Genomic DNA, 14,815 nt, shown 5'->3' on the forward strand with positions numbered 1-14,815 from the left:
AATCCAAGTCGGCTGAATGCGGCTTGTTTTGCAAAAGAGAGAATCCGGTGAAAATCCGGAACGGTCCCGCCGCTGTAAGGGAAGACGAAATCGGTAAATTTCAAAACCAGTGTGAACGAAAGTCCATGCGAAGGAACCGAAAGTAGGACGAACCCCGAGTCAGAAGAACTGCAAAAACAACAGCTCCGCTCCAAACGGAGATCCGAGGATAAATGCGAAAGACATTTCACCTGGATGTTGCCGACGCAACTCGTCTTGCTGTCATTTTAATGGCGGCATTGTCGATTTGTGCTATGGCGGCTACCATTCAAGATTTAGGCGTATCCGAAGTAACGCTTCCCCCGCCGACTCCTGCCGACGTTTCTCCGAGCTACGAAGAAATCACAGCGGAAGCGTGGGAAGGGCGTGGGCTTTCCGCTGCCGAAATTCTGTCGGCGTTACCGGGAATCCAAAGTTACAAACAAGGGGGATTGGGCAGTTTTCAAACGGTCAGCATCCGGGGAATCGCGGCAAAAAATATTTTGATTTGCTTGGACGGCATTCCGTTGAATGACGCCAGTGGCGGAGCTGTGGATCTTGGAAGCATTGATTTAAACAGCGTGGAAAAAATTGAAATCTACAAGGATCGGGTGCCTATTAAATTTGGAGGTTCCGGTCTTGGCGGCGTCGTCAACTTTGTGACCAAAAAAGCGTTACCCGCTCTGAAAGGTCGTATTCTGGCAAGTTATGGCAGCCATAATACTTGGGAGGGCGCAGCACAAGTCGCCATTTCTCCTAAAGACAGCATCCATTTTTCGGCAGCGATTTCCGCACGGCACAGCGACAATGATTATGAATTTACCAATCGCAATGGAACTGCCTATAATAGTGACGACGATTTTACAGACACGCGAAAAAACGCCGAGTTCTCTGAATATTCCGGTAATTTTCAATATCGGATTTTGCATAGCAATAATTTATTTTCCACCGTTTCCGCCCATTTAATTTATACGGAAGCAGGGAATCCTGGGCACGAGAGTTCGCAAACCAAAGTTGCAGATTTTGTCGGGCAGTATTCCCAATTGGGCTATCGTCTGGAATTTCCCATCTTGTGGAATTGCTTTCTTTTAGAAACGGGCGTCGTGGCGGATTTTGAAAAAAATATTTCGTCTTCTTATTACCCTTTGGATAATATCGGTTACAGCAATTCGGACTATGTGGAATATGGACTGGCCGGGTACCGCTTGCATCCCGAAATACAAGGTTCTGTAATTTTGGGCAAAATCGAAAGCTCCTTTCGCTTGGCGGGAAGTGCGGAAAGTTGGGGCGCTCGCGGAAGCGTTCAAGATTTTGGCATCACTCGATACAGCGGTTCCTTTTCAGCAGAATTAGACATTGCCATTTTTCAATGGCTGTCAGCTCTTGCCGAAGGAAGCTTTGTAAAAAATATCGACGAGATTGATGGAGGCAAATTTTTGTCTCCCACGGGAACAATTTCCATTGAAGAGGCAAAAGACCGAGAAATGAACGCATCGGCATTTGCGCAACTGCGATTTGGAAAAAAAGAATCCCTTTGGGGTGGGCACATTTCCGTGGGACGTTTTTTTCGAGAGCCACAGTTGATGGAACTCTATGGCGTTTATCGCGGAGTCCTTTCCAATCCAGATTTAAAAAATGAAACGGCTATCCGTTTTGAATCGGGCGGATTTTTGCAGACGCCTTCTCGGAAAACGATTTTTCGGGCCGTTTGGTTCAGTACATTTTTAGAAAACGGAATTTATTGGGTATCTACGGTCAATGCGATGAAAGCCTATAATGCAAGCACTGCCCGCATTTACGGAGTCGAATTAGAAATGAAAAGCAGACCTGTATCATTTTTTGAAACGGTTTTGCGGGGAACGATTCAGAATCCACGAGATAGAGGCCATATTAAAATGTACAGTGGGAACCTTTTGCCCGGCGAACCCGTTCACAGTTATTTTGTCGAAGGAAAATTTTTCCTGCCGTTCGGATTGGATTTAACATTTGACGTAAATTATCGATCCCGGATTTTTAGCGATCGAATCAATCAAACTCGCCAGCCCGCAACAGCGCGTTATAACGCCGCGCTAGGTTTTTCACCGTGGGAAAAAATGCGCTTCATTTTCGGCATCACCAATATCTCCGACGAAACTTTTACCCATTTTTATTCCCCTTATCCCGTACCCGGCAGGGAGTATAAAATTTCTTGGATTCAAAAATTCTAACCCAAACTCTAACCCATTTCCCGTTCAAACCGGGAATGTCACTTAACAAAAGGATACGACATGAATCACAAAATATACACCTTGATTTTAGCATCTTCTTTTGCTCTGTTTTTAGGAGCGTGTAGCGAAAGCAGCAGCTCTCCCAATTGCGAAGAAGATTGCATGGAAGAAATGTCTTCTTCTGGAGAAGAAAGCAGCTCTTCAGAAGATGGAGAAGATCTCTCGAAAAGTTCATCTTCCGTTGCAGACGTTTCTTCATCCAGCGAAAATTTTCAATCCTCTTCAAGCTCGGCTCTTTCTTCAGAAGAAAAATCCTCTTCAAGTTTGGGTCTTTCCTCTTCAAAAGAAGAATCCTCATCCAGTTCGGTCGTTTATTTGAACACGACCCCGAATCTGGCGGATTTAGAAACTTCTGGTGATACGTTGTTTGCCATTTTCCAGCGCCAAAGTGCCGATTTTTCGGCGATGGACAAAGGGCTTCTCGCCTTGTACAACTTGAAATCGGGAACACTTTTGGATACCATTTGTCTGCAAACAAAAAATCCTTCTGCGGTCAAAGTTTCCAATGGCGAAGCTTATGTTTCGACCAACGGCGAATACGATCAAAATTATAATTTGCCCGCGGACGAAAATCGAGGAATCGAAAAAATCAATTTGAAAGAAAAAACATCTGCACTTTGGGTGAGCGGCACAAAACTCGGTGGCGGGGCCTCTGATTTTATCATCAATAAAAAGACGGGGAAAGGTTATGTTGCCGTTTATAAATCCTATGGAAACACGCCTCTCGTTGAAGTGGATCTGACAACAAAAGCAATAAAAACCATCGATGGGATTCAAGACGCATCGGGTTCTTTGGAATATGATGAAAATGAAAATCTCATCTATGTTGGCGACCGCTTCATGGACTGGACGACATTCGTTATGCACATCGGCGTATTCTCTTATGACGGAGAAAATCTTCTTGCCATTTCAGATACAGATCCAGAAGAAGAAGTTCGTATGCCCTATAGCATCAAATCCGTTCAAGGCAAGCCCTATGTTTTCATCACCGATTTCCAGAGCGGGAAATTTTATGCGAATTATCAGGACTCTGAATCCGACGGTGTTTCCTTTTGGCAAGATTCTAAATTGGCAACAGCCAACGGGAAGCTCTATCTTATGGAGCGCAACTCGCCATCTTCCCTTGCCGAAATGGACTTGACAAACGGTAAACCGGTTTGGCAAACTTCGTTAGGAAACGGCAATCCTTATGATTTAGTCGCAGCGGACGAGGGTTCTCTTTGGGTTGCTTTTTACGACATCGCGGAGCTTCGCAAAGTTTCCGCTCAAAACGGCAAAACCATAGAATCCATTTCTACGGCAGAATTCTGCATGCGCAAATAGCGGTGACTTAAAAAATCGATTGCAATATCCATTTTTAATTTTCGCGAACCAAATTTTATCTATCCGAATTTACGGCAATCCAATTCTCGTTGGGTTGCCTTGTTGCATAGACGGATTCCAAAAATTGCAGGACGGAATTTTTTTCGCGAGGAACGAATCTTTTGTGACTCATCCAGAAAAAATCGACATCCAACGCGTTTAAAAATCGGATTTGCGCTTCGAGCAGCTGCACGTTGTATCTATCGGGAGATCCATGGCCGACAGCGGGGTAAGTGGCGTCGCCTAAAAAAGCATTTCTTCCAATGCAGAGCAGTAAAGATCCTTTGGCATGGCTGCTGGGAATAGGCAAAATTCGAATTGTTTCTCCATCGTCAAATTCAACGGAGGATTCAATTGGCGTTCCTAAATGGAAATGCTTCCAAGTTTCTTTGCTGACAAAAAGATTGTCATAGTGCAGCCTTGGCAAATTGGCGCAATGATCCTGGTGAAAATGCGAAATGATGATGTTCTTTTGCAACTTTATCCCGCAAAAATTTTCATCCAAATTTTCAATAAAATTTTTTGCCCCATCGCTTGCGCCTACGTCAAAAATCCACCATGCGGAATTTCCCAAAAAAGCATATACATCTGCACTTAAAGGAGAATTTCTGTTCGCATAGGACGCGGCGAAATGACGTAACCGAAAATCCATAGAAAAATTCAAATTCGAGCAAAAATTCCGCGGCGACAAATCGTATTGGCGGATTCAGGAAGATATTTGCAAACGAGTCCTTGATTCATTTCTTCTTTCTCTTCGATAATCATGGTGGTCGTTTTACTTACCGGCAAATATTCAATCCATTGGACAGGAACAGAATGGTAACGTCCGTCACCGCCAAAAACCTGCACCCGCTCTGTACGCGGTTCTCCCCGGAAACCAAAAGCGGTCACATCGATAGCGGATTTTCCAGAAGGCATTTCTTTTTTCAAAGTTGTTTTTAAAATATTGTCCGTAACGCATTGGGCATGCTGAAATTGCGCTTCGCCTAAATAGTTGGCAAGAGATTCCCATTCCCATGAAGAAGATTTCTTTTGGGAATCCGCATAGATATTTTTTCGGGTTCGCATTTGTTGATAGAGCGGAATGGCGAGAAGAGGGGCCATAGCAAAATAGACGGAACGAAAATATTCCTGATTCAAGCGCACAAAATTTTTTTTGCAGCGATTGAAATCATAGTCGGCGAATTGAACTGGGTTCGTGTCCAAAGTAGAGCCGGTCAAATGCCTAGGGAAAATCGCATTGATTTTTTTCTGTTTGAAGAAAATGAAATCGTCGCCATAGGACAGCGTTTTATCTTTGATCAGCGAAAGCATCTGCTTTTGAGCAAGGGCTGTAAAGAGCAGACGGTATTCCACTTCGTCGGTGCGATCCTTGGTTTCAAAAAGCGTTTCAAATTCGTGATTGTTCATCAAAGTGTATTGCGATTCGTCTTTGAGATTCTGCGAAAATTTTTTCAATTCCTTCAATTTCTTTTTCCGGCGGAAATTCTGCAAAAAGCCGTCGTCCGTCAACTGCGAACGATTGCGAGTAAATTCCAAATGCGGCGCCGCATCATTTCCGTAAAGGACAAATCCGACATTGCTGTATTCCGGATAGGGCTTTGTGATGCTCGCCGTTAAAACCTGGGAACGACGCACCATTTGCCGCTTGCCGTTGGGACCTATGGAAGATGCGTACCAGGAAATGGTCCTTCTTCCCGTATAGGTTTTACAGCCCATTTTGAACGTCTTGGAATCGGCGACAACAAACGGGTTGCCGTTGATTTCCCCGCTCTGCGCAAATAAGATAGAAGAATTTTCGTTAAGGGAACCGTCGTAGCCAAATTCATTTTCCAGTTCGGCAAGCCTTGTTTGCGTAAAGAAGGGGTCAAATTCCAAATTCGGTACGGTTTTTTGAATCAGCTTTGCAGGAATATCCCAACCAAATAAATCATTCAGAGGTTGCATAATCTGCAGAGCTTCTTCTTTTTTCTTTTGAATGTCCGCTTCTAAAAATTGAATTTTCCCGTCAAGCTGATGAATGGTCTTATTGAGGAATGCCAAAATATAAAAGAGGAGAGCTCCAGCGGCAACAAGTCCGATAATTCCCGGCGTAGTCTGCTCCGTAATGGGCCAAATCAAAGCAGAGCCAACGGCAAAAATCCCGCAGATAATTCGTAAAATCCCCCAATGCGAGCGGGAAGTCGCCAAAGAATCCCGCTCATTGGATTGGTTGAAAATTTCTAGACACAACGACTGATTTTTTTCTTTGTCAATTTTTGCCTGCTTGAACAATTCGTCAAACGCTTCTTGCGCATTTTTCAAGAACAAGTCGCAATACTCGTTCTTGTAACGTTCCAGCGGGTCGTAAACAGTCGTTTGCATCATATTCGTAAAAATAGACCGCCCCAAATAAAGAGAAACGGCGGTCAGGATTTGTTCAAATCAGAAAGCTTGTTAAAAGAATGTTTCCCTAGCGCGGGCTTTCGTTTCTGCGGATGCCGTAAACGGAATACGAGTCGTGTATCCTGCGCGAGCGGCGACAATCTGCTTGGTCGGCCAAGAAAACACGTCTGCGTTCCATTGGTTTACCGTGTCGTTGTAAAGGCTGCGTGCTGCGGTGATTTCACGCTGCAAATAATCATTCTGCTGCATGGCGTCGGCAATCGCCTTGTGCGCTTTCAGTTCGGGGTACGCTTCCACTTGCGGGAAAAGGCGTCCAAAGCTGCGATCCAAATCGCGGGACACCGTATTGCGGGCTTCTTCAGAGAGGTGCCCGCCTCGAAATGCGGCGACGGATTTCATCACGTCTTTGTCCAAATCGATGGCCTTATTGACGAGCGGAGCCACGTTCTGCAAAATCTGTACCCGTTGTTCCAAATAATTATCGATAGTCGAAGCGTCAGCCTGAATTTTTTGCTGCAATTGCATAAAATAATTTTTGGCGCCGATTTTCATGAACAAAAAAATAATTCCAGGCAGAATGCCGCAAAGCCAAAGCAGAATTTCAAAAAGGGTAGAGCCGAATCCGACACGGACGGGCAGTTGCTTTTCGATGACGTTAATGTCTCGGCCAGCCGCATTTACGGTACCGCTCATTTCATCCAGTTCATTTGCCATATAAAAACTCCTTTTTATTTCTTATTCAAATTTAAAATAATATCCTTTGAATCGATTTGCGAAATTTTTTAGGGAATTATATATGGCCATTTTCTAAAAATGGGAATTTGCCCACTCAAGGACAAATTTCTAACCACGTTTACTAAATTGTTCGCTTGAGGACACTATGTTTTACAAGATGATTGAAATCAAATGCCGCGAGTGGCATTCATCCCCGAAGCTGTGAGTTAAATCCAAAGGTTGTTTATCCGCTTCGTTCCGGCATAGGTTTGCCAAAAACTTTTTAGAAAAGTATAACGACATATCTTTGCTTGCTGACCTTATGGGGCACGAAAACATTGAGACGACGCGCATTTACTTGCGTAAGACAGCCTGCGAACAGCAGGAAATCGTAGATAAATTCGTAACGTGGTATAATACTTGCTAAAACCCTTTTAAAGCTCTTGCTAGTTTTTTCATTATTGGCTATAATTATATCAAATATTAGATTAGCCAAAGCAAGTAGGTGCAATTATGTACAGAAAACGTCACGCGGAAGAAACCGTAAAAAAGCTATCGCAAATGTTCGGAGCGGTACTCGTTGCCGGACCTCGGCAGGTCGGTAAAACAACTATGCTCAAAACGCTTACTCAAAATATCGGCTATGTTACACTCGACGATATTATCGTGCGAACGGCAGCACGGGAACAAAGCAGTACATTTTTCAAAGACAACCCGCCACCCGTATTCGTGGACGAAATTCAAAAAGCACCGGAACTGTTTGAGCAGGTTAAAATGTACATCGACCGCGACCGCAAAAAAGGGCAATTTTATATGTGCGGTTCGCAACAATTCGCTATGATGAAAGGCGTTTCGGAATCGCTTTCGGGTCGCATAGGGCTTTTGACTTTACTCGGATATTCCTTGCGCGAAATTTACGACATTGACTTTAATATGCCGTTTATTCCGACAGAAGAATATTTTACGGCACGAAAATCGTGCCTAAAAAATGTCGATTACGATGACGTTTGGAAAATCATTTGGCGCGGCAGCATGCCCGAACTGTTCGAAAATTCCGACTACGATTGGCAAATGTTTTATGGTGCTTACCTACGCACTTATATCGAACGCGACGTTAAAGACTTAACCGAAATTGGCGACACGGTAAAATTCTCTAAATTTATGGTTGCCGTCGCCGCTATGACGGGCAACATTCTAAACAAAGCCTCGCTCGCGCGCGATGTGGGGATCTCCGAACCTACGGCAGAACGGTGGCTTTCCATCCTTGTAGCGTCAAATATCGTCTTCCTTTTACGACCCTACGCAAACAATATAACAAAACGCGCCATCAAAACGCCCAAAGTGTATTTTCTCGATACGGGACTTGCCGCGTATCTTACAAAATGGAACACGTCAGACGTTCTCAAAAACGGAGCTATGGCGGGAGCGTTCTTCGAAAGCTTTATCGTATCGGAAATTATCAAAAGTCACTACAATAAAGGTATTTTGGAACCGCCAATTTATTTCTATCGCGATAAAGAGATGAACGAAATCGACTTATTGATAGAGAATGCCGGAACGCTACACCCTATCGAAATCAAAAAGCACGCCGATCCTGCAAAAAAAGATATGGAAGCCTTTGCCGTGCTGGATAAAATCGGCGGCGTAAAACGCGGCGCGGGTGGCGTAATTTGCCTTTATGACAACCTTGTAACCCTGAACGGCAATGACCGTTGCATTCCAATTCAATACGTATAATGTTTCCATTAAAAGGGCCGTCGCAGATTAATTCTTGCTTGCGACAGCTTTTCACTTTATAATTTTACAAATGTCTCGTTGATTTTATTCACTATGCGCTGTTGCTCGGCAAAAGGCGGTAATACGGCTAATGTTTTTTTCTATATCCGAAAGAACCCAATTTTTATTCCCTACACCGCGAGTATTCTCGGCAGCTTGTTCTTGTACCAGTGGACTTTTTAAACAGTAGATAAAGTATTGTGGAGTTATATAGTCTCCCCTTAAAAAGTCTCTTCGCGGGAGCGATACAAAGGCAATCACGGGTTTTATCCGTATTGGGCCATCCAATGCAGATAAAATACAGCCATTCCAACAGGACAAAAAAGCGTCTCATCGGAGTCGAAGCGGGCGGAATCAGTCCGAACTTCGGTGAAAATGCCCGCCCTCTTGCAGAACAGCCAGTGCGCCTTTTCTTTTGACTCCAGGCGGTGCCTTTCTTCGGGACTTCCGGTATTGCCATCTTCGTCGTGCTGGATTCCTTTTGTCCGCGGTAGCTCCAGGCGGTTGCAGAAACGCCGGTCGCGACGAATTTTCTTCAACATCCACCTGTAGAACTGCATTTGCGGAAGACCGTGATCTCCTACGATTTTCTGTACCTGCTCTATTATTTTATTCGCAAGCTTGGCGTCCGTCGGGAACGTGACGCTCTTCTCCTGCACCGTTGTGTCGAGGAGAACCGGGTCCCACCCCGTCGGGCCTTCGAGAACTCGGTTTCGCACTTATTCCTGTTAATTCTGTCCGCAAGAGTATAGAAGAAATGCAAGGTTTTCGGTCATACATTAGAAACCCTTGCAATAATTTCACAGGGTCAAAATTCATTCCGCTCAATAATTATGCGGATTGGACGAAATTTTAAGGGAGGGCTAAAATAATATCATTTAAATCGAATAGATTTTCAAGTCGAGAAGATTTTTGGTTGTCATTTTCCAGAACTTCTCCATCCTTTCTCTTCATCCGCTTTTCCTTAAGCCTCAATTTTATCTATATTTCCAATAACATAGTCCGGCGGTTCCGTGTAAGCGAAACTTCCGGGCACGGTTTTTGAGTATTTGCTCTTATTCTGGGACCTGAAAAATCACCACTTTCAACGTTGCGAAGGAATAAGGCAGACGCTCACGCTCCATTATGGGGCGTGGGCCGTTTGTGCCTATTGCGCAACGGGGTTGTGGTGACCCTTCAGGTTCAATAGCTGACGGCCCACGCCTTTTTTGGCTGGTTCGAGCTTCGAACAAGGCAAGTACGCACTTGCATTCGAGGCTTCTTTGACGAACCAGATTATTTCAAAAGAACGCGTTGCGCAAAACGGCGAAGTCTTCACCGCCCCGCGGGAAGTGAACGCTATGCTCGACCTTGTCCAAGGCGAATCCTACCGGATTGATTCCAAATTTTTGGAGCCAAGTGCAGGCACGGGAAACTTCCTCGTCGAAATTCTCCGTCGCAAGTTGAAAACGGCAAAAGATTTCGCAACGGATCAAGCAAAATGGGAAAACGCCGCTCTGCGTTCCTTGGCGTCAATTTACTCCATCGAATTGATGGAAGACAATGTTGAAACAAGCCGAAAGCGTTTATACGAAATTTTTCAAACAGAATACGAATCGCTTTTTGTAAATTCTTTCCATCGGGAAATTTCCAAAGCGGCAAAATTCATCATCGAAACGAACACGATTTGCGGCGACACGTTAAAAATGCTACGCGCCGACGGAACGCCTATCGCCTTTACCGAATGGAATTTCAAAGGCGAATACGCAATGCGGCGGTTATTCACGCTCCAATCGTTGATTGAGTGGAACCGGGCGCAAGAAGCCATACAGGGAAATTTGTTTGCCCAGGAACTTCTCCCGCAAAAAGTACACCGACCCACCAAAATCAAAAATCTGAAGGACAAATAATGAACGAAAATAAAAACAGACTTAATGCAAAAAATTTTCCCGTCGATATTTTGGCTTTGCTCGACGGACTCCGCCCAGGCGAAGAAAATACGAATGTCTTTACGCCGCAAAAAGTCGTCAATGAAATGCTCGATATGCTCCCGAAAGAAATCTGGAAAAGCTCAACCGTGAAATTTTTGGATCCGGTCTGCAAGTCGGGAATTTTCCTTCGCGAAATTGCGAAGCGCCTAGTGGACGCCCAAGCGATTGATGCAAATGGGAACAAACTGAAAGGAAGAGAGCGCCTCCCGGTTATCCGGCACATTTTGCAAAATCAGATTTACGGAATCGCCACCACCGAAGAAGCAGCAATTATCAGCCGACGCACCGTTTACGGCTCGCAACGGGCGGATTCCAGATATTCCCTCAGCGAATTTAAAGACAGCGCGGAGGGAAACATCCGGTATCGGGAATGCTCGTCCCGGAATGAAAAGCGAAAAGAAGCGTATCCTTTTTTGGATTTGAACATCTACGAAATCTTTGGAGAAAATATGAACTTCGACGTGATTATCGGAAATCCGCCGTATCAAGAAAATGTCGGAATCCAAGCAAAAGCTTTTGGTGTGAATATATTCAATCTTTTTGTTGACCAAGCTCGAAATTTGCAGCCAAATTATTTAACCATGATCATTCCTTCAAAATGGTTTTCTGGAGGTAGAGGATTAGATGCGTTCAGAAACTCTATGCTGAATGATACACGAATTCAAATTATCCATGATTTTTTTGACGCTTCGGAATGCTTTCCTCCTTCTGTTGAAATAAAAGGCGGGGTCTGCTATTTTCTCTGGAATAAAGAATACCATGGTGATTGTGTTATTTATTCCCACGAAAATGGTCATATCAACAAGATGAAAAGACCGTTGTTGGAAAACGGTGGGGATGTATTCATCCGCTATAACAAAGCCATTTCCATTCTACATAAAGTTGAAAAATCCAAAGAAACAAACTTTTCCTCATTGGTTAGCGTACAAACTCCTTTTGGCTTGGTTTCCAGTTTCTCCCGTTTTCATCAAAACAATACGGGAAACGAGATAAAAGTATACGCCAAAAACAAACAACAGGGATTTTTAGATTCCGCAATAGACATATCCAAAAATCAAAATTGCATTGATAAATGGAAAGTCTATGTTCCGAAAGCTGTCGGATCCGGCAAGATGAAGGACGATTGGTTGAATCCGATTATCGGAGAACCTCATTCCGTTTGCACACAAACTTACTTGATGTTTGGCCCTTTTGAAGATAAAAGAATCTGCGAAAATGTTATTTCATACACGCAAACAAAGTTTTTTCATTTCCTATGGGGATTAAAAAAGGTAACACAAGACGGCATGAGGGATACTTATTCCTTCATTCCGCTCCAAGACTTTTCCAAGCCATGGACAGATGCGGAACTTTATGCGAAATACACATTGACTGAAGAGGAAATCGCATTCATCGAATCTATGGTCAAGCCTCTGGAGTAGTTATGCTTAAAAATGAATTTGCACTGGATCAAAGACAAAAGCCGTTCACGCCGACCATTTACGCATACAAAGACGAACGTTGGCCGGGAATGCTAAAAGTCGGCTATACGAGCCGCACAGTCAAAGAACGTATGAAGGAACACTACCCGACCGCCACGCCGACAACCTCTTACACGGTCGTTCTCCAGGAAAGCGCGTTCAAGCCGGACAATTCCTATTTTGACGACCATCCCGTGCACCACGCACTCGAACGCCTCGGTTGCAAACGGATTGAAATCGAAGATGGCGAACGCCGATATGGCGAATGGTTCAAATGCGCCCCGGAGCAAGTTCTGACCGCGATTGAGTCCGTCCGGCAAGGCCGCGAAATCGAGCGGAGCCGCTACAATACATTCCCTATGCGCGACGAACAGAAACGCATTGTGGAAGAAACCGCAGCATATTTTGAATCCCACCCCAAAACGCCCACATCGCCTGCACCGCAATACCTATGGAATTGCAAAATGCGTTTTGGAAAGACTTTCGCCGCATACGAACTTATGAAACGGGAAAACTGGAATCGGGTTCTCGTTCTCACCTACAAGCCCGCGGTCCGCAACGCTTGGCGGGAAGATCTCTTGACTCACGTCGATTTTGAAGGATACCAGTTCATAAGCACGGATACGATTCCTTTCGAAGACGCGGACAAGAAGCGTCCCATTGTCTGGTTCGCCTCGTTCCAGGATTTTCTCGGGAAAGACGAGCTCGGCGAAATGAAGCCTAGGAATCGCGCCGCTGCCGAAATCGAATGGGATTGTATTATTATCGACGAATCGCATTTTGGTGCCGGGACTTTTGCCGCGCTCGCTTTGACCGGTGAAAATGCGGAACTCGAACAAATTGCCAATAACGCTCCCGACAACTCCGAAGATGCCGACAGCATTTCGGATGACGATAAAAAACGGTTTGTCGCCGCGGCGCACTTGAAAGCCAAAAACAGGCTATTCCTTTCGGGAACGCCCTTCAAGGCTCTGCGCACGGGTTCTTTCAACGACGACGCCATCTCGAGCTGGACATATTCCGACGAACAGGCCGCCAAAGCGGAATGGGACAAAAAATATCCCGATGGGAAAAATCCCCGCGGAGAAACAAATCCCTATGCGATGCTCCCGGAATTGCAGCTTTACATATACAAATTGCCGGGCTCCATTTCGCCCGACGATTTGCAAAGACAGGAGCGCAATCAATTTTCGCTCAACGAATTCTTCCGGGCGAACTCCCCATACGGCGATTTAGAAAAATCGGAATTTATCCATGCGGAAAATGTCCGCAAATGGCTGGATATGATCCGTGGCGGCGGTTTTTGGGAACAGGAGCAACAGAATCGCCCTAACGACGATTCGCGCCCCGTCATGCCCTACTGCGATGGAAAAAATAATCTCGCGCATACTGTCTGGTATTTTCAAAGTGTCGCATCCTGCTACGCTATGCGGAATTTATTAAGAGACGATATCTATTGGGATTCTTACAAAGTTATTCTATGCGCCGGGAGCGAAGCGGGCTCAGGCGAAGACGCCCTAGGTCCTGTGAAAGAGGCCATCATTTCGAATAAAAATACGATTACGCTTTCGTGCGGAAAACTCCTCACCGGCGTTACGATTCCGGAATGGAGCGGCATCTTTATGCTGAACGACAAGAAAACTCCGGAAGCCTATTTTCAATCCGCCTTTCGCGTGCAATCGCCATGGTATTACAAGACCGGCGAAATTTCCCATTTGGATTCGTGCGCCATCCGCAAAAAGAAATGCTTTGTTTTCGATTTTTCTCCGATTCGCGCTCTTGAACAAGTGCGCCAATATGCCGAAGGCCTTATCGCCAACGCCGGCGACAGCGAATCCGCGAAGAATGTCGAAGAAGCGATCCAGAACTTCATCCGGTTCCTACCGATTATCAGCTGCGACGAAAGTGGTATGGCGCCAATGGATCCGAAAGCGATTCTTGAACAAATTTACTGCGGCGATTCTTCACCTGCGTTCGTGCGCAAAGTGCGCCATCTTTCCGTCCATATTTCTGACGAATTCTTGCAGGTGCTCAACAACAATCCCGATTTATACCAAGCGCTCCGCGAAACGAATCCGGACGGACTCCCACCAAATCCACCTTCCAAACAAGAAGACAACAAGAACGTCGGCATCACGCCCGGAGACGGAGACGCATCCTCTCCCGAAAAATCCAGCAAAGAAAAAAAGGAGCGCAAGACAGACATCGAAAAACTCCGCGACCGGATTCGAGTTCTCTGTGCGCGGATTCCACTCTTCATGTATTTGACAGACAAGCGGGAACGCGACATCCTTGAATGCCTCGAATCAGACAACGCCCCCGAACTCTTTGAAAAAATCGTGGGAATCAACCAGAGGCTTTTCGAAAAACTCCTGCTCGCTATTGACAAAAGCGATCTCGTCCGCATCATTATTTCTTTTCACGGTCTCGAAGAATCGAGTCTTTCGTGTTACGGCATAAACTTGCACAATGCGGAACAGCAGGAATTGAAATTCATCTAGTGGAAGCAAAGCAACCTCTCTCGAAAATACGAGAGAATGTTGCTGCGCCTGTCGCAAGCTCCCTTCTTGTCCCGCCCAAGTTGAACTTGGAAAATTTTGGCAAAGCTAATAAGGGAGTCTGTCAGATCTGTTGGTTAGCCCAATAATCCTCACGTTCTCTTGTCGCATTATACAATTTTGTTCTTCGTTCTGCAAGTCGTTCCTCCATCTTTCCTGCGAAAACCTCGTCAGGAGTCAGGAATCCGATTGCGGAATGTAGCCGTTCCGAGTTGTAGTAATTGATCCAGTCCGACATTTTCCTCTTTGCATCGGAATAGTCCTGGTAAGCGTCACGACGGACTTCCTCCGCCTTGAGGGTCTTG

At 45.2% G+C, this 14,815-nt stretch carries 11 protein-coding genes, 1 pseudogene and 1 riboswitch; of the genes and pseudogenes, 7 read left to right on the forward strand and 5 right to left on the reverse strand.

Translation table 11 applies throughout. The annotated features are described in order from the left end of the window. Nucleotides 1-11 precede the first annotated feature (11 nt). A riboswitch (cobalamin riboswitch) is annotated at nt 12-190 on the forward strand. A 22-nt stretch (nt 191-212) separates the two neighbouring features. Then, nucleotides 213-2,225, forward strand: coding sequence for a TonB-dependent receptor (locus B5D40_RS11060; protein ID WP_078776948.1), 2,013 nt, complete (start codon nt 213-215; stop codon nt 2,223-2,225). Between the two features lie 60 nt (nt 2,226-2,285). Further along, entirely contained in the window at nt 2,286-3,608 is a 1,323-nt protein-coding gene (locus B5D40_RS11065; protein WP_078776949.1) for a hypothetical protein, read from the forward strand. 55 nt (nt 3,609-3,663) lie between these two features. On the opposite strand, the gene B5D40_RS11070 is transcribed toward B5D40_RS11065, so the two are convergent. The 3 genes from B5D40_RS11070 to B5D40_RS11080 all read right to left on the reverse strand — a co-directional run bounded on the left by B5D40_RS11070 (nt 3,664) and on the right by B5D40_RS11080 (nt 6,746). Then, nucleotides 3,664-4,299 carry an MBL fold metallo-hydrolase gene (locus B5D40_RS11070; protein ID WP_078776950.1) on the reverse strand — a complete coding sequence of 212 codons (636 nt, stop codon included), beginning with the start codon at nt 4,297-4,299 and terminating at the stop codon, nt 3,664-3,666. Nucleotides 4,300-4,307: 8 nt separating this feature from the next. Continuing rightward, nucleotides 4,308-6,014, reverse strand: coding sequence for an MAG1210 family protein (locus B5D40_RS11075; RefSeq protein ID WP_078776951.1), 1,707 nt, complete (start codon nt 6,012-6,014; stop codon nt 4,308-4,310). A 69-nt stretch (nt 6,015-6,083) separates the two neighbouring features. After that, nucleotides 6,084-6,746: a LemA family protein gene (locus B5D40_RS11080; RefSeq protein ID WP_078776952.1), complete on the reverse strand. Its 663-nt coding sequence runs from the start codon at nt 6,744-6,746 to the stop codon at nt 6,084-6,086. Between the two features lie 227 nt (nt 6,747-6,973). Between B5D40_RS11080 and B5D40_RS16520 the strand changes: the two are divergent. Next, nucleotides 6,974-7,173 (forward strand): annotated as a pseudogene (locus tag B5D40_RS16520) (tyrosine-type recombinase/integrase); the annotation flags it as partial. 86 nt (nt 7,174-7,259) lie between these two features. After that, nucleotides 7,260-8,483 (forward strand): ATP-binding protein, encoded by a 1,224-nt coding sequence (locus B5D40_RS11090; RefSeq protein ID WP_198951049.1) that lies wholly within the window; start codon nt 7,260-7,262, stop codon nt 8,481-8,483. A 305-nt stretch (nt 8,484-8,788) separates the two neighbouring features. Here B5D40_RS11090 and B5D40_RS11095 read toward each other — a convergent pair whose 3' ends face one another. Then, nucleotides 8,789-9,241, reverse strand: coding sequence for a hypothetical protein (locus tag B5D40_RS11095; RefSeq protein ID WP_078776954.1), 453 nt, complete (start codon nt 9,239-9,241; stop codon nt 8,789-8,791). Between the two features lie 543 nt (nt 9,242-9,784). Between B5D40_RS11095 and B5D40_RS11100 the strand changes: the two genes are divergently transcribed. Genes B5D40_RS11100 through B5D40_RS11110 form a run of 3 tightly spaced genes read left to right on the forward strand, consistent with a single transcriptional unit; the run spans nt 9,785 to nt 14,453 of the window. Then, nucleotides 9,785-10,411, forward strand: coding sequence for a DNA methyltransferase family protein (locus tag B5D40_RS11100; protein WP_143394451.1), 627 nt, complete (start codon nt 9,785-9,787; stop codon nt 10,409-10,411). Beyond that, complete coding sequence (locus B5D40_RS11105; protein WP_078776956.1) at nt 10,411-11,913, forward strand: Eco57I restriction-modification methylase domain-containing protein; 1,503 nt, start codon at nt 10,411-10,413, stop codon at nt 11,911-11,913. The genes B5D40_RS11100 and B5D40_RS11105 overlap by 1 nt, the downstream gene beginning before the upstream one ends. 2 nt (nt 11,914-11,915) lie before the next feature. Then, nucleotides 11,916-14,453, forward strand: coding sequence for a GIY-YIG nuclease family protein (locus B5D40_RS11110; RefSeq protein WP_078776957.1), 2,538 nt, complete (start codon nt 11,916-11,918; stop codon nt 14,451-14,453). A gap of 121 nt (nt 14,454-14,574) precedes the next feature. On the opposite strand, the gene B5D40_RS11115 is transcribed toward B5D40_RS11110, so the two are convergent. After that, nucleotides 14,575-14,815, reverse strand: a 241-nt coding sequence (locus tag B5D40_RS11115; RefSeq protein ID WP_144319692.1) for an integrase core domain-containing protein, incomplete at its 5' end; no start/stop codon positions are given.

Origin of the sequence: Fibrobacter intestinalis (assembly GCF_900167415.1) — a bacterium.
Lineage (GTDB): Bacteria > Fibrobacterota > Fibrobacteria > Fibrobacterales > Fibrobacteraceae > Hallerella > Hallerella intestinalis.